This window comes from Paenibacillus vortex V453 (assembly GCF_000193415.1).
Taxonomy (GTDB): Bacteria; Bacillota; Bacilli; order Paenibacillales; family Paenibacillaceae; genus Paenibacillus_AQ; species Paenibacillus_AQ glucanolyticus.
This window is the reverse complement of sequence record NZ_ADHJ01000023.1, coordinates 168,429-185,399: the sequence shown is the minus strand read 5'-3', so window position 1 is coordinate 185,399 and position 16,971 is coordinate 168,429. Positions and strand designations below refer to the sequence as shown.

At 49.4% G+C, this 16,971-nt stretch carries 7 protein-coding genes and 5 pseudogenes; all 12 read right to left on the bottom strand.

The window, feature by feature from the left end; all coding sequences use genetic code 11:
• Nucleotides 1-72 precede the first annotated feature (72 nt).
• The 12 genes and pseudogenes from asd to PVOR_RS14400 all read right to left on the bottom strand — a co-directional run bounded on the left by asd (nt 73) and on the right by PVOR_RS14400 (nt 16,969).
• Nucleotides 73-1,158: an aspartate-semialdehyde dehydrogenase gene (asd, locus tag PVOR_RS14460; protein ID WP_006210037.1), complete on the bottom strand. Its 1,086-nt coding sequence runs from the start codon at nt 1,156-1,158 to the stop codon at nt 73-75.
• A gap of 664 nt (nt 1,159-1,822) precedes the next feature.
• Entirely contained in the window at nt 1,823-2,476 is a 654-nt protein-coding gene (locus PVOR_RS14455; RefSeq protein WP_006210036.1) for a phosphatase PAP2 family protein, read from the bottom strand.
• Between the two features lie 137 nt (nt 2,477-2,613).
• Nucleotides 2,614-4,213, bottom strand: a pseudogene (locus tag PVOR_RS14450) (amidohydrolase).
• A gap of 125 nt (nt 4,214-4,338) precedes the next feature.
• Nucleotides 4,339-5,575: pseudogene (locus tag PVOR_RS29195) on the bottom strand (RICIN domain-containing protein).
• A gap of 238 nt (nt 5,576-5,813) precedes the next feature.
• A complete protein-coding gene (locus PVOR_RS14435; protein ID WP_006210033.1) occupies nt 5,814-6,020 on the bottom strand; it encodes a hypothetical protein in 207 nt (68 codons plus the stop codon).
• 98 nt (nt 6,021-6,118) lie between these two features.
• Nucleotides 6,119-8,503 carry a polyprenyl synthetase family protein gene (locus PVOR_RS14430; protein WP_006210032.1) on the bottom strand — a complete coding sequence of 795 codons (2,385 nt, stop codon included), beginning with the start codon at nt 8,501-8,503 and terminating at the stop codon, nt 6,119-6,121.
• 107 nt (nt 8,504-8,610) lie between these two features.
• Nucleotides 8,611-9,327, bottom strand: a complete 717-nt coding sequence (locus PVOR_RS14425) for an alpha/beta hydrolase (protein WP_006210031.1) — start codon at nt 9,325-9,327, stop codon at nt 8,611-8,613.
• 197 nt (nt 9,328-9,524) lie between these two features.
• Nucleotides 9,525-12,993, bottom strand: a pseudogene (locus PVOR_RS14420) (glycoside hydrolase family 2 TIM barrel-domain containing protein).
• Nucleotides 12,994-13,255: 262 nt separating this feature from the next.
• Nucleotides 13,256-14,024, bottom strand: a pseudogene (locus PVOR_RS14415) (ABC transporter permease).
• The gene (locus tag PVOR_RS14410) at nt 14,021-14,773 is read right to left on the bottom strand and encodes an ABC transporter ATP-binding protein (RefSeq protein WP_006210030.1); all 753 of its coding nucleotides are present in this window, start codon (nt 14,771-14,773) and stop codon (nt 14,021-14,023) included. Before PVOR_RS14410 ends, PVOR_RS14415 begins: the two are co-directional and overlap by 4 nt.
• A 160-nt stretch (nt 14,774-14,933) precedes the next feature.
• Nucleotides 14,934-15,903: pseudogene (locus tag PVOR_RS14405) on the bottom strand (ABC transporter substrate-binding protein).
• Between the two features lie 43 nt (nt 15,904-15,946).
• Nucleotides 15,947-16,969, bottom strand: coding sequence for a FecCD family ABC transporter permease (locus PVOR_RS14400; RefSeq protein ID WP_006210028.1), 1,023 nt, complete (start codon nt 16,967-16,969; stop codon nt 15,947-15,949).
• Nucleotides 16,970-16,971 lie beyond the last annotated feature (2 nt).

Below are 16,971 nucleotides of genomic sequence, written 5' to 3'. Positions count from 1 at the left end.
CCATCAGTATGATTGTGAAATGACAAAAAAAGACGGCTGCACAAGCAGCCGCCCTTTGGAAATCCCTATGCGTTATTTAGCTTGAATATATCCTTCTGCTTTCAACAGCTCAGCGATCAGAACAGCGCCGCCTGCAGCGCCGCGCAGTGTATTGTGCGAGAGTCCGACAAATTTATAGTCGTAGATCGAATCCTCGCGCAATCTTCCTACCGAGACGCCCATACCACGCTCGATGTCACGATCCAGCTTGGTCTGAGGTCTGTTATCTTCCTCAAAATACGTGATGAACTGCTCTGGCGCACTCGGGAGACGCAATTCTTGCGGTCTACCCTTGAATTGCCGCCACCGGTCCAGGATTTCATCCTTCGCCGGCTTGTTCTCGAACGATGCAAACACAGTAGCTAAGTGGCCGTCCGTTACAGGGACACGAATACATTGCGTCGTAATCAGAGGTGAGCTTGCTTTAACGATTTCGCCATCTGCCACGCTTCCCCAGATGCGCAGCGGCTCCTGCTCGCTCTTCTCTTCCTCGCCGCCGATGTACGGAATCACGTTATCCAGCATATCCGGCCAATCGGTAAAGTTCTTGCCGGCTCCGGAAATCGCTTGATACGTCGAGGCAACCACGTGGGTAGGCTTATAATCGAGTAAGGCATGAAGTGCCGGGACATAGCTCTGAATGGAGCAGTTAGGCTTAACCGCAATGAACCCGCTCGAAGTCCCCAGCCGTTTTCTCTGTGCAGCAATGACATCCATATGACCCGGGTTAATTTCTGGAATGACCATCGGTACGTCCGGAGTCCAGCGATGTGCCGAGTTGTTGGAAATGACCGGCGTGCCTGTCTTGGCATAAGCCTCTTCCAGTGCTTGTATTTCATTCTTCTTCATATCCACTGCGCAAAATACGAAATCGACCTCTGCAGCAACCTTCTCCACTTGTGAAGCATCCTGTACGACAATGCTTTTCACAGGATCCGGGATAGGGGTAGCCAGCTTCCAGCGGCCTTGCACGGATTCTTCATAGGTTTTGCCAGCAGAGCTCTTGCTTGCCGCAATAGAGGTTACCTGGAACCATGGATGTCCATCCAGCAATTGTACAAAACGTTGACCAACCATACCTGTTCCACCAACAATACCAACTTTAAGTTTTTCTGACATTCGTTGCTCATATCCTTCCATAGTGGCGTCATGTTCCCCATACATCGGTTCTAATCTAGAGTACGGATAATGGCATGCAATAAGCTTCTTCTTAGATAACTATTCAACTCGTCTGAATTGGTGTAGGATTCCTACCTTGAGCCTTCGTTTTTCTTCTGATATAACAAAAAATCCCACCCCCAAGACCGTAGTCTCAGGGACGAGATTGTTACACTCGCGGTACCACCCCAAATTTGCAAATATGTCGCCATATTCGCCTCGTCGAGTACGGCATTACAACGTAATGCATATACCCTAGCTCTGTAACAGGAGCTCCTGGCACATCATCCACCTCTCATGAGGTTTCCATGTGCTGCTCTGAGTCTTTTTTCTAATAAAGAACGCTTCGCTCCTTCTCAACTGCCGGAGCTCTCTGTGCAAGAATTCATTTATTTACTCGTCTCTTCATCGCATTTATTAGAATCATTATATATAAAACCATATCGCAGGTAAACCTTATTTATAAAATTTTCGGAAAGGATGATCCATTGAGGGTATCTTATTCCAGTTACGATGTTCACTACGATTCGGTTTTGAACACTTGCTTGCAAGCAAACCAGCTGCGGAGCCGCCCGGGGCCCTCAGCCTGATCTGTCTCTGATTGACTTTTAATTTTGACGGAGCCTCAAGATAAGTTCTCCTCGCGGACGAATTCCGCTGTTGGCGCAGAACGCTGTCCGTGGAACCCTCTTCCAACCCAATACCACAGAACCTCCACCACCGCGATTGCACCCGCTACGTCCAGCAGAACATGCTGCTTCACGAACAAGGTAGATCCAATGATGAACCACGCACATATTTTCACTGCAGTCCGTTCCCTGTTGGAGAAACCGGCACTGGTGACCGCACCCTTGATCATCAAATAACTGGTCAGCACATGAATGCTCGGAAAGCAGTTGTAGGGATTATCCGTGCTGTACACCAGGTTCACTAGCCAGTCAAGAATCCCCGCCTCCATGATCAATGGCCGATCAACCGTTGTCTGGAACAAGAAAAACGTGATGTAACAAGCGATTAAACCGATGCACTGCGACAGCAGCGTCCGATAATACACACTTCGATCTCTGGCACAGAACAGAAAGAGCATAATAATTATAAATGGGTACCATATCAGATAGGGAATAATAAAAATCGGCATAAATGGAATGGCGGCATCCAGATCCGTCATCAGACTGTACACCGGCGTATGCGCCTGATTTAGGATACCATAAAAAATGTTGAGCGCAGGAATCATGAGAATCCACAACATCGGGAGATAGGTTTTCCATTTCCGGTTCACAGACTTCCTCCCTTCCTCGGCACTTTCGGTCGATACCATTATATGAAGCAGAGACACGTCTACACACCTGTTTGCCATCTCAAAATACAAAAAGCAGCCCGATAACGGACTGCTCGCTGCTTGCTTGTCGTTAATTCTTAAGCCCTGTAACCGATTTTCCCGTTGACAATCGTCATCCTGACACTTGTGCGAAGCAGGTCATCCGGGTCCATTCCATCAGCCAAGTTACGATCCACAACCGTAAAATCCGCGTATTTGCCGAGTTCAATACTTCCCCGCTGACCCGCTTCTCCTGCGGCGCCCGCGCTGCCGCTTGTAAACAGCCGGATCGCTTCCGTTATGCTCAGCTTCTCTTCCGGCATATACCCCTCATGACTCTCTTCCGGCTTGCGTCTCGTGACGGCGGCATGAATTCCGAGCAGCGGGTTCAGCGGCTCAATGGGTGCATCGCTGCCGCCTGAACAAGGCAGCCCTGTAAGCAGCCATTTTTTCCTATGCATACAGCCAGCTTGTCCGATCAGGGCCGACACGCTCCAGCACCCATGGAAAATCGCTGGCTACGAAACGAGGCTGCAGGTCAACGGCTAAATTCAGCTTGCTCATTCGCTTCACCGCATCCGGGTGTACAACTTGAGCATGGATGAAGCGGTCCGGCAGCCTGGCTTCCCTACTCAGCGGAAGTTGCTCCAGCACCTCTGTCATCATTTCAGCCGCACCGTCTCCAATTGCATGGAATGCAACAGGATAACCGAGCTTGCGTGCTCTGCCGACAATCTCCCTTAGCTCCTCCGGAGAATGCATGGCCAGGCCTCGGGTATGCGGAGCATCATAATAGGCATCCTTAAGCAGCGCTGTTCTGCCTCCGATCGCACCATCAGCAAAAAGCTTGACGGCACCGATACGGTTCCAGTTACTTCCGCTGCCTGCCTGGATACCAAGTGCCTCCATCTCATCCAGAAAGCCATGATACATCAGCTGATGCGTTCGGAAGTAAAGGCCCTCCTCCTTGAGCTCGCGATGGATGCGAAGCATAGCTTCAACACTGCCCAGCAAACGAAGATCCTCGGTATGTGCTCCAGTAAGGCCGAGCCGAAGCGCATCGTGACAGGCCTGAAACATCACCGTTTTCAGCATGGACGGATCAGGCACTGGCTGGACATCGGCAAAAGGGGCCGAAGCGTTCTCGTAGATACAGCCGTTTAGCCGGCCATCCGCACCGCGGCCAAATGCCCCCGACTCCGGATCAGGCGTATCGGCTGTGACACCCGCTCTGCGGAAAGCCTCCGAATTCCCAAGATAAGCATGGAAGCAGGTTCTGGTCAGATACACCGGATGCTCCGTTGTGATTTCATCCAGCTCCAACAGGTGTGGAATCTTCCCGTCAGGAAAGTTGTTCTCGTTCCAGTTGAGACCCAGAATCCACTCTCCGGGCGGCGTAACGGCTGCCCGCGCCCGCAGCATGGCCAGCATCTCTTCCTTGGAAGCCGCTTCGGTAAAATCAAGCATGCCCAGCTTCATTCCATGCATGCCGAGATGCATATGGGCGTCGACCAGGCCGGGCAGCACGCAGCCTCCGTCCCAATCCACCGTTCGATAGTCCCTGCCCGCCAGCTGCAGCCGCAGCTCGGCAGTTTTTCCAATGGCACGTATGACTCCATCCTCCACGTATACGGAATCCGCAGGTGAAGCGGCATGAGGTAAAAAAAGCTGGCCGTTAGTGAATAGAACAGGCTGCATATCCGAACTCCTCCTGATTTTTTCATTATTATACCAAACATGCCGTCACGCGTCAGCCTGTGCCAATGTAAGGATACTTCGAAAAAAATGAAACAAGCAGCCCCCGGAGGGACTGCCTGTTATGATCAGTTGATTTTGGTAAATGCCCACTTCTGCGCATCGGAGCCGTTATCACTCCACTGCTGAATGGCAGCCCCGTCTGCTGTAGAGGCGCTGGCAACGTCAACGACCAGCCCATTGGTTTTGGATATAATTTTGTAGTAACCGCCACCCACATCTACAATCCTCCATCGCTGTGCATTCGACCCATTGTCATCCCACTGCTGCAGCTGGACACCGGTCGCAGTAGATGAGTTCGGTACGTCGAGCACTTTTCCACTGTGTACAGCTGTGAGCTTGTAATATCCGTCTCCCGTGCTCTCAACCCTGAATCTCTGATTATTGGCAACGTAGTTGGTCCACTGCTGGATTTTAGCTCCGCTTGCCGTGGATACATCCACAACATCCATTACCTTCGCCGCTTGCCTTGGCAGCTATCGTATAGATGCCGTCACTAATCACGTTCGATGCCCCATTGTCTTGATAAACACGTACATAATCCACCAGCATCTGTGACGGGAACGGCGTTGCGTTATTCGGACTGCCAGGCCAATTCCCGCCGACTGCGAGATTCAGAAGAATAAAGAACGGGCGCTGGAACTCCTCGGTATTGCCGGTCCCATTTTCAATATAAAATTCATTGAACTGCACACCGTCCACAAACCAGCGAATATATTTGGAGTCCCACTCCATGCTGTAAACATGGAACTGCGAGAAATCCAGATTGCCCGATACCCGTCCATATTCCGCGTGTCCTCCTGCGTCCCAGTGTACGGTTCCATTCACGTAAGGGTTATTATTCACCCGCTCCATAATGTCAATCTCTCCGCTCTTCGGCCAACCCACCGAGGTGATGTTGCTTCCAAGCATCCAAAATGCAGGCCAAAGCCCTTGACCCGATGGCAGCTTGATTCGGGCCTCTACCTTCCCGTAAGTAAAGGTTTTTAAATCTTGCGTTTTGATCCGGGCAGAGGTGTAATTCATCCCGCCGTAGGATTCCTTTTGTGCCGTAATCACCAGATTGCCGCCGGTAACCTGCACGTTCTGCGCACGGTCGGTATAATATTGCAGTTCATTATTTCCCCATCCGCCGCTGCCAGTACCGATTTCGGGAGTCCAATTCGCCCTGTTAAGTGAAGTTCCGTTGAACTCGTCGCTCCATACCAGATTCCAGTTCGGCGCTGCGTTTGTTGTGTTAACAGGCAATAGAACGACCAGAAGACTGAACAGTATCACTGCACATATTCCTTTTCTTAGCATCATGTTCCCTCCTATTATTTTCGGATCAAGGTTTCATAGATACCTAGTGTACATACACAGCTGTTCTTCCAGCGGACGGTCCACTGAAGCTGAAATCACCTCTCCTCCTGTTCATGATTCATTGCCCAAAAACCGATCTATGATGAACATTCACTTGTTGCTTAAACTTACATATATTAATGCGCTTACATTTTCATTATATGCCTAACATATACCACTATCAACCTATATTTATATTATTTTACATCTTCGTTTCTTCTTTAAATTCACATCTTCCCACGTGCTTTACGAGCAGCATAAATGCCGGTGTATCAATAGACGGAGCACCTTCCGGTCGCTCCCCTCCCCACTTCGGCATCGTATCCACTATTACCCCTGTACCTTGCATGGGCAGAGGACATAAATGTCCGTTCAGAATATCGCATTCCGCCTCCGCTATTCCCAGCACTCAAGTGTATTGCCTCCTGCAACAGGACAATCAAGCCACAAAAACAGGCCAACCCGTTGAGTCTGGTTGACCTTCTTGAACCTATATAAATTAATGAACTAACTATCCCGATTAACCATATAGTTTAATAAATGCTTTAGAAAAGCAGTGTTCCGCGGCATCTCTTGCAAGGCCTCCACCGCCTGGCAGTAATGTTCCCACATCTCTTGGCTGGCGCCTTCCTGACCCAGGATCGTCACAAAGTTTGACGTGTTGTTCTCCGCATCCTGACCGGTGGGCTTGCCGAGCCGCTCCAGGTCTCCCTGCACATCAAGCAAATCATCCTTAATCTGAAAGGCTATGCCTGCATGATAAGCAAACTTCTTCAACAAGGCGATTTCTGCCTCATTTACCTGAGCCAGAATGGCAGGCATGACCAATGAGGCCTCGAATGCAATACCGGTTTTGTAAAAGCAGATCATATTCAACTGCTCCAGGGTCAGCTTCTTCCCTTTGGAATCCAAATCCATCGCTTGCCCCATGCACATCTCACCAGCCCGTTTAGACGAATACTGGATTAAGGAAACGACAGAGCTAGCATCAAATCCCACAAGCGACGACTGCTCCTCGATCGCCTTCTGAATTAAATACAGACCCGTTATTTCTGCCGTGGCGCTGTTATGGACCTGATGCAGGGTTGGCCTCCCGCGGCGCGTAGATGCGTTATCCTGTGAGGGTAGATCGTCGAAAATCAAGGATGCGGTATGCATATATTCCAGGGATCGGAGGAGCGGCACAATCGCGGAAGGCTCCAATCCGTATTCATTTACCCCCATGACCCAAGTTAAAATCGGCCTTAAACGCTTGCCATCTCCCTCAAGCGTGTAGTTGGCCGTGTCAATCAGCGACACTTGCATGGGCGGTGTATCGCTTGGCTGCTTGATCTGCAATTGGCTGTTGATCTCATCGCGGACAGTTGCAAAGGTGTTCGAAAAGCATTCCTTCTCTTGGCGGTTGTTCCTTAACACCGTGATGATCTGATCCCGCAGCAACTTATCAAAAAAATCCACATGATCTGCTTTCCGCACCATCTTCTGAATCAGTCGATTGAAGTCAGGGTTCCCCGAGGAGAATATCTCCATGATTTCGTTATATTTCTCAATCCCGATCCGTGCTTTACAGCGCTTCAAACCATTAATGGCCCGATCCAGAATCACGTCCCGCGTCTTGGCATCCGAGTCATATACATTGTGGATCAGATGGGAAATGACGGCCCAGTATAATTCGAAGGGGTTGATCAGATCGGCGCGTTGACCGCGATATTTCAGATAATAGGTGTAAGGGGTGACGGCCTCGTCCTCCATGTCATCAAACATATCTGCAAAATCATCGGCCAACTGATTGTAGATGCCGTAAAAGAAGGTCCGTTCATCAAAGCCTTCATCCGCTTGAGCGCTTAGAACTGACCGCACAATCAAGCGGGAAGATGACGATTTTAGAATGATCGGCAAATATAACTCTTCATTGGTGTATCGGGCATTGGAAAGATCCTTGATACGATCGATATGCTGCGAATGAAAAAACACGTTGGCTTGCTCGAAAAACGTCTCCTGCGTTTCCGGACGCTGGTGTCCCTTAATATACTCAAAGGCATCACGGAGCTCCGCGTGCACGAAACGGATCAGCTCCACGTTATTACCGCCCCAATCACCTGGCTTCGGTACCGTTCCGGTAAGCAGCGCAGTGCGTATCATATGGGAATACTGTTCTTTTTCCTGCTCATTTAAGACGCCAGAGTCCAGTAAATCGTCGATAAAGGGATAGGTTAGACCATAGGAGTAACCGAGCCTGATGGCATCATCGAGACGAGCTGAACGTTCCGCAGGCAATACCGAGTCATCCATATCTTCAATGACATGCAGAACAACGCCCACAATGATCTTCATTAATTTGCGCTGGGCATGCTCTGCATTCATCTCCTTCGGAATATGGCCTGCTACTTGCTTCAGCTTATGGATGACCCATATCACGGCATTCTCGATGCCTTCCTTCTGGCCCCACCGGTATAACCCGGCTAAACTCATGCCATCCGGCGTACCTCCTCCATCCGATTTGGTGGATTGAAGAAGATGTTTTTTTATATCCGCAACCATGCGATGAATGCTGGCTTTCGTGTCTGGCGAGTCCAGGGCCTTCCCCAGATCCCTCATATAAATATAGGAAATGCTTCGATCCAAGTAGCCATCCAGTTTACCTGTATAATGGAGCCACCCGATATATCTATGATAGTCCCGGGTATCAGGTTTTCTCTTTCCCGAGGAAAAAAAGGATAGCCATGAATCACGACGAACATGCTTCCTTTTCCACATTAGAATGTCTTCTGTCAGGATCGGCACATATGTCTTTTCCTTAACCTGTACATAAAGTGATGCAAAATACTGAGCCGCCTTCTGCTCAGCCAGCCGATATCCCGTATCGGCTTGATCTGTATACGCAACATTCATATGATGGAATCCCTCAACTTCTATTGGTGTTAAACATGTACCCATGTTTATAACCTTTATACGCAGAAGTTTCAATCGGGTTACATTCTCGTTAAGATAGCTGAAATCTAATCCATTTCCTGAATCCAATGGTCTAACGCTTCCGTTATTTCTTGCAACTGCTCCTCTGCGGTTAAGTAGGCTTCCCTGTCACCTTTTTGGAAACCGTAAGAACCGAACTGCCCATGGTTAGCCCCTGCAATATCTACATACATGGTATCGTCAGGCAAATTCGTCCTGGCAGTCTCCCATTTCGATCTATCCAATACCCCATCTTGTGTGCCGGTAATTTGAAGCACGGACATGTCCAAACCGTTCAGCGCCCCTTTATCGTCAGCGTAAGATGCCAAGAAAAAAACACCGTCAATGGCATCTGAATGTTCAGCCGCATACCTAGAAGCGAACACACCACCCAAGGAGTGTCCTCCGATCACATATCGGTTGTCTGGGTATTCCTCAATGAAAGAGTCGGCTTTATTTTGTCCGAACACGGCCAGATTCAAGGGCATGGCAGCAATGTACACCCGGTATCCTTTCTCAGCCATTTTCCTGGCAAAAGGCGCATAACTCTTAGGTTCCACTAAACCGCCCGGATAGAAGATGATGTCGGGTGGAAGGCTATCCCCGTTCACGGGCTCGAAGCGGTAACCGTCTGTCAGCTGTTCGACACCGATTTCCGTGTTGCTATGAAACACGGCTTCAGCTTCATCCAGCGGCTTGTACGTAAGTGAATCCAGAATGAGAAGCATGCGATAACAGCAAGGGACAGGATAGTTACAGTCCATATCGTTATCCTCCGCCAGCTCTTGTTCCCCTGGTTAATGAACTTCTTCATGCTCTTCACGATCCCTTCGGGTCCATTTACTCGTGAGCGAATTATACCGCAGGGTTAATTAATTTTCTATTGAACCTCCGCACGGAAGCATTTACTCATGTATATAAAAAAAGGCTGCCGATTTTCTCAGCAACCTCGTAAACCCGTTCATGATCCATCGACCCGCACAAACCGGAACCAACCAAAATCAAACTGACTTCCCGGAAGAAAGATGAATGTCACCTTGTAACAACCGGCGATAGGTTCCAGATCAAAAACCTGCTCTTCGTACCCTCTGGACTGCGTAAATTCTACCAGCTGATTGCTCTCTCCTTCTGGACTCTCAAAGCGGATATGAATCGTATTCTTGTCAATCGCAGAGCTGCCGTTAACGATCAATTTCGATGAGCCTGCTTCTGCAAAATCCATCTGATCAAACTCCAGGGAAACATTATTTCCTATCCCTTCAACGGCCTTGTTGTCCACAATGGTAAAGGTATCCCCATAAATTCGGTCGCAATCCGCTGCAAAATTCTGCTCAAATGCTCTATTCCCTTCATGAAAATAGAAACCCTTGATATGCACCTTCTGATGAAGGATAAAACAAATCGAAGTAACGCCCCGCAGCTTCTTCGACAACCGATAGGTTTCTTCCTGATAGACATTCCACTTGGACTCTTTTTGGTAAATACAATCGGCTATTTGTGAGCTGCCTTCTTCACCAGGCATGCCTTCCCAGATTTGCAAAGAGTACTCCTCGCTTGAGAGGGCAAATATCGGGATCGTGATGGTATCGGAGCCGTGAGGACCAAAGTCGATGTCCCGAAATCCGACTTGCGTCTCGCCGTCTCTGCTGGTAGCAACACCTCTTTCATTCCCGTTCCCTACTTCGCCTTGGCTGTAATCATAAAGTCCGGCAGATATGAAAGAGTACGGGTCTTTGTAAGCGGCCCCCAAACCGTCGACTTTGAATTCCAGCTGGGATATAAGCTTGATTTTATCCGTACCGTTTCGGCTTGTACACCGAAGACGAAATTCACCGTCACCCAAGGCCGTTACCTTGGCTTCATGCCCATCGGCTTCTACCCTTGCAATATTGGATTCGATCCCCGCATCGTTCACGACAGCCCATTGGACCTCCTGATAAGAGGTTTCTGGCGGATGCAGTCTGGCACGTACCACCTTCTCACGATTGGACGAATCAAACGCTTGACCCCTTTCGCTGATCAGCTCAATCTTCCGAAGCGGCAGCTCTTCCACACACTCTGTTAAGCTTGGCAGGTTCTCATTCTTCGTGCTGGCCGCTATCCCTTCCGTTCCTTCATTCTGTGCGGCTGTGGAATTCAAGGTAAGAAATTGGCTGTCCAGACCCATGGAAGACACTTCAATCCGGATCTGGCCCGGCTCCAAGGTGGAGCCGATGATCGCCATCAGCTTGCCGCTGAACAGTCTTCTGCTCTGGCCCTTGTACGGATCGTAATCCGTGCTGTCCCCGTTGTCCATACCGAGCAAGCGCCCCGCACCCGTCACATGTACCTGCACCCGGTTATTAGCGTTCTCGACAACATGGCCGGCCTCATCTTCCATCGCAATTTCGACGAACACAAGATCTATGCCGTTCGCGATCAGATTTTCTTTATCCGGGTTCAGAACAATCCTCCTGGCATCACCGAATGAGGTTCGCACATCCGTAGCAATCATGCGACCTGCTTCGTCGTAAGCTATCGCTTTCAATTCCCCTTCGACATAAGGGATCTTCCACCAACCCAATAGCTCCCTTCCGTGTTCATGGTCGATATCATGGGTCCCCATGGTTATGCCATTGAGCTGTAATTCAACTCTCGGCGCGTTTGAGCAAATGCGAACATCGATCATTTGACCGTTATTAAAATCCCAATAAGGTAACAGATGTACCATCGGTTTAGTACCGGTAATCCGTCCATGCCGCTTGATAGATATAATAGGAGTCCTTCTTGAAAGTCGCTGTATCGATCTGCCCGAAATAAGAGTTTTTGGTATGATACGGCGTAGGTTCACCGATATAGTCGAATCCGGTCCATAGAAATTGTCCGAGTGAGAACGGCATGTCCCGCTCAGCCAGGATGCACGCCTCAGCCGATTTTGCTCCCCAGCTCGTTGAGCTGTTACCCAGGGAAGAACACTGCTCGTCATCGTCTGCCAGGATGGATTTTTCGAACGGGAAATGATAGATGCCCCTGCTTTGTACAACAGACGCGGTCTCACTTCCATAGATGATCCAATCCGGATGCTCCTCATGATGCTTCTCGTAATATTTCTCGGCATAATTGTAACCTGCCACCTTCACGATATCGGCGCATTTCCGAGCATTCTCCCAAGGCATATAATTCGAACCAATGGTAACGCTTGCATTTTGCTTGGGATCGTATTTCAGAACTTCCTCCATCAGCATCCTTGTTACTTCCTGCCCTCTCTCGCCTGCGTGGGTATCATAGATTTCGTTGCCAATGCTCCACATGATGAGGCTTGGATGGTTCCGGTCACGTTGAACCCAGCTCTTCACATCGCGTGGAAACCATTCTTGGAAGAACCGGGCATAGTCATAAGACGTTTTCGAGCGTTCCCACATATCAAAAGCTTCCGAGACGATGAGCATCCCCATCTCATCTGCCAGGTCCATCAGTTCCTTTGCAGGCATGTTGTGTGCTGTACGTATCGCGTTAGCGCCCATGTCTTTCAGAATGACAAGCCTTCTGGCTAAGGCCGTTTTGTTAAACGCGGCTCCCAAGGCTCCTAGATCATGATGCTCGCAAACCCCGTTCAATTTCAATTTACGGCCGTTTAGAAGAAAGCCTTGATTCGGATCAAGCTGAATATGCCGAAATCCGATGTTGTGGGATATGCTTTCAATAACTTCATGCTGACAATCTGGTTCTGATTCTGATTCCTGATCTGTTCCAGCAAGCCTCATTTCGGTAATCAATTGATACAGGCTGGGTTCATCCGGGCTCCATAACAGCGGATTCTCCACGACTAAGGTTTGGCGGTTCGTCGATATGCAATGGGCGGCCGCTGCAACCTTCTCGGATCCCTCAGCTATCTTCCGACCTTCCTTCATGATGGTATGCTTGATAAACACATCAGCCATGGTGTTCACTTCCGTGTCGACTTCGACCTGCCATCCGCTTTCGTGCTGCTTGGTCGTGATATAAATGCCGTCCGTCACGATATGGCTCTGATCCCTGGTTTTGAGCCACACGTTACGATAGATGCCCGCTCCTGAATACCAACGGCTGTTCGGGCTTTGATGCACAACCTTCACGGTAATGACGTTCTCCCCTTCAACGAGCGCCTCCGTGATCTCGTGTTCGAAGGAAGAATATCCGTACTTCCATTCTCCCACCAATTGACCATTAACATAGACGGAAGAATCCATGTAAACGCCATCAAAACACAATAGCACCTGCTGGTTCTCTTTGCTATCCCACGACCATAACTTCCGGTACCACCCGATGCTGTTCTCATATAAATCCATGGTGTTATAGATCAGCCAGTCGTGGGGTACATCCACAGGTTTAAAGATCAGATTATCCGAATCCGTTACGTCCAGACTGCTTTTGGCAAACGTCCATCCGTCATTGAACAAGGCTTTTTTTATTCATGGATGCTGTACTCACTTTCTTCATTTATTGTGATGATGAGAAAACATATTAGCTAATTAAGGCAGTTGATTCTACTATATCATGTTGTTCTATTATCAGAACCCGTATCTGATAAGTTCTAAAGTTTTCAAAGGATTTTCTTTAAGCAAGAATATTCCTGGCCTTCAACGCAACAAAAGAAACCCCGCCGCAATCAGCAGCAGAGCTCCATGGTTGTTCCTATGTATTGCTTCCCAATAGGAATCAGTGCAGTTTGACTCATCGGGTTCCTTCAGGTATCGGCCTCAACTGCAATTCTTTTGTAAGCATCAATCGATAACTTAATATGCTCAAGAGCATACTCGTTATGGCAGCTGAACCCGTGAAGGAGAATACGATCAGAATTTGATAGCGAACGGCTTCCACCGGATCTGCCCCGGCTACAATCATACCTGTCATCATACCCGGTAATTGGACGAGTCCGACTGTTTTCATACTGTCGATTGTTGGAATCATGCTGAATTTAACAGCCCGCTTCCTCACATCCTGCATGGCCTGCGACGCTGTGGCTCCAAGCGAGAGCAGGACTTCAATCTCACCCTTGGAGGATTGAACCTCCCGCCGCATCTGATTCACGTATAAACCGGCTACGACCATGGCGTTCCCGATCGTCATCCCGCTAAGCGGAATGATGTACTGGGGTGTCGGTTCAATAATGTTCAAGCCAAGCAGCATCCCCATCATCAGCAGTTCGGTTGTCAGTATCGACAGCGCAATCCTCCACACGATCCCTCGACATCCCCGGAGCCCGCCGAGCCGCATTCCCATGCCGCCTACCCCAACTCATCACCGAGATGATCATAACCAAATAAATCACATGCTCCGTCCGGAAAATATACTGAAGCACATATCCGATAGCCAGGAGCTGAATGGCTGAACGTATCGTACCCGTCGCAATCTCTTTCTCCAAACCAAGCTTCTGCCATACGGAAATGAGCATGGTCGCGATGACAAAGAGAAGTGTAAAACTAAGCGCCAGTAATGTCATAGTGCAGCCTCGCTAGCCAGGAAACGCACAAATTGCCTTCCCGCTTCTGTTGCCGGCTGACGAAAAAAATCAATCGTTTGCTGATCTTCCAATAATGTGCCCCCGGACATGAACCAGGTCCTGCTGCTGGTCCGTGCTGCCTGCTCCAAATCATGCGTAACCCAGATCATGGTTGTTCCTTCCCTCGCCTGCCATTGTTGCAGCATGTGCTCCACTGCTCTTGCGCTAATATTATCCAGCGATGCGGTAACCTCATCAAGAAGCAGCACGGCTGGCCGCAGCAGCAGCGATCGAATGAGCGCAATCCGCTGCTTCTCTCCACCGGACAGCTCGCTGGCATTCTTCTTGCGATCCAGTCCAGCAAGTAATGTCTCTTCCAGCAATTGCTCGGCAAGCTGCACATCATACACCTCTCCATGAAGACGACTTGCCGTTCCCAAATTATCCTCGACACTGCCTGGCAGCATAACCGCTTGCTGAGCAACGTAACAAATTTCTTTTCTCCACAACCTGGGATCCTTCTCCCGATAGGAGATTCCCGCATAAGATATATCGCCCTGATCCGGCATATCCAGCAGCGCTAACGTCCGCAGCAAAGTGCTTTTTCCTTGGCCCGATGGGCCGATGACAGAGATGCACTCCGGCTGCTGAATGACAGCAGACACTTCTTCAAACAGATAAGGGGATTCCCTGTTGTCTTGGTTCCAGGAATGTTTTGCTAACCGTTGAATTTCCAGAATAGCCGCCAAAATCTAGTAACTCCTCTCATAATCACTCATTTGCCCCTCGCAACAACAAAAAGAGAGCGGGATGGCTCCCGCGCTCTGCGCTACACGTGTCATTCCTATCTACCTATAAAAGCTTATACGAATTCATTACCCCCGTAAAGTATAGGTTCCACTGGATTTATTACTTCGTAAACAATTGCTCTGCATCGTCCATGGCCATGCTCTGACCTAGTGAAGAGTAGTCCAACCATTTTTGACCGTCAAGCGTATACACATGATTGTTCTTTACGGCCTTCAGATTTTTCCTAGAGCGGGTTATTTTCCAGCTCGGCATAAACCTTTTTGGCATTATCATCATTGTTTACGATAAGGAAAATCGCATCGGCATCAAAGTCGGGGAGCACTTCCTTGGATATGACAGCGTACGGCTCTGAGGCAGAAATCTTCTCAACGCCGTTGGCTGGCTTCAGCTTCAAATCCTGGAACATAATAGGTCCAACCGGCCTGCCTGCACTTTGCACCCGGATCTCCTTGGCAGATACCCGGATTGCCATCGCTGTAGCATTTTCTCCCAATTCGCTTGCTATCAATTTACTAACCTGATCCGCCTTCTCTTCGTATTCTTTAATGAAAGCTTCCGCTTCTTTATCACGCCCAACAACGGCCGCAACGCGTTTCAGATGATCCTGCCATGTCCCCTCATCCAGATTGGTGCTAACCACCGGCGCAATTTTCTCCAGCTTCGAGCGTTCCTCACCACCGAAATGCTCATCGATAAAGATGTAATCCGGTTTCAATCCCAACACAGCCTCCATGTCGGAATCCCCGACTACGCCAAGCTTCGCACTGCCTTCAAGAAGATGCGCCACATGCGGCAGAAAGTCCCCTACTCCGCCTCCAATGGCAGATCCGGCAGGCTTAATTCCTAACGCCAGCAAATTATTCGTCATGTGTATCGACATCGAAGCGATTTTGGCATTCGGATCAACCTGCGTGACCGAATCCTTCTCCCCGGCTTTACCGCTATCCCCAGTTTCTTGCGCCGAAGATGAGCTGGCTGAGGTATTCACTGCCTCTGACGCTTGTCCGCCGCAGGCAGACAATATTCCTATACACAGTATAATAGCAAGGGTCCCGCACCATTTCTTCATCATCAATCTATACCTCCGTATGTAATGTTAGTTATAGTTGTACTTATTTTGTTGTGAACAATAAATATAGAAAATAAGGTCCCCCGACTGCGGCTACGACAACCCCTGCCGGCACCGCATTAGGCTGAAACAGGGAGCGGCCGATCGTATCAGCAGCGACCAAGATCACAAGCCCTGTCATGGCCGCTATGGGCAGAAAATGTCGGTGCTGCGGACCTACGAGCCGCTTGGCTATATGCGGCGCTGCTAAACCGATAAAGCCAATGCCTCCGGCCATCGATACGCTGGCACAGGACAAAGCCACGGCAAGCGCAAGCAGGATCAACCGGCTTCGGGTAACGGCACTTCCGAGGCTTGCTGCCGTTTCATCGCCCAATGTAAACAGATCAAGCGTCGCGGAACGATAATATATGATTGGAATTAGTACAACGATCCATGGAAATAATCCCCAGACGTTTACCCAATCTCTGCTCCAGACGCTGCCTGCCAGCCAGCGGGCAGCAAAGGTATATGTATCTTCATCTAATCGAAGAGAGAGCAGCAGCGTCATCGCACTAACACCTGCAGACACGGCGATTCCGACCAGTATCAGTCGAATGGGCAGCAGCCCCCTATAGCGGTCGTATGCAAATAAAAATATTACCAGTGCAATGACGGCTCCTCCCGCAAACGTAAACAGCGGAATCATCAGTGCGGCAGGTCCATCCAGTGAACGGAAGAATGAGATATAGGCAATCAACCCAAATGCCGCCCCGGCATTAATCCCTAGGATACCCGGATCAGCCAGCGTATTCCGCGAAACACCTTGAAATACCGCACCGGCAATGCCAAGGCCGGCTCCCGCCAGCATCGTAATGATAATTCGAGGCAGACGGTATTCGTACAGAATCATGCTCTCCTCCGCCGTGCCATAACCAATTAAAGCCTTCAGAACACTGGTAGGCGACAGCCGGATGGTCCCCGTGTTCAAGCTGATCAAGATGACGGTCAAGGCTACACCAAGCAAGACAATCGCAACACGGATTGTTCTTTTTCTTCTTAAGAGGAATATGGCCTTTCCATCCATGA

Bases quoted from the DNA above. Each gene is read 5' to 3' on its own strand.
- PVOR_RS14430 (WP_006210032.1), bottom strand. From the start codon at position 8,503: ATGAATGTTGCGTATACAGATCAAGCCGATACGGGATATCGGCTGGCT.
- PVOR_RS14400 (WP_006210028.1), bottom strand. From the start codon at position 16,969: ATGGATGGAAAGGCCATATTCCTCTTAAGAAGAAAAAGAACAATCCGT.
- PVOR_RS14425 (WP_006210031.1), bottom strand. From the start codon at position 9,327: ATGGACTGTAACTATCCTGTCCCTTGCTGTTATCGCATGCTTCTCATT.
- asd (WP_006210037.1), bottom strand. From the start codon at position 1,158: ATGTCAGAAAAACTTAAAGTTGGTATTGTTGGTGGAACAGGTATGGTT.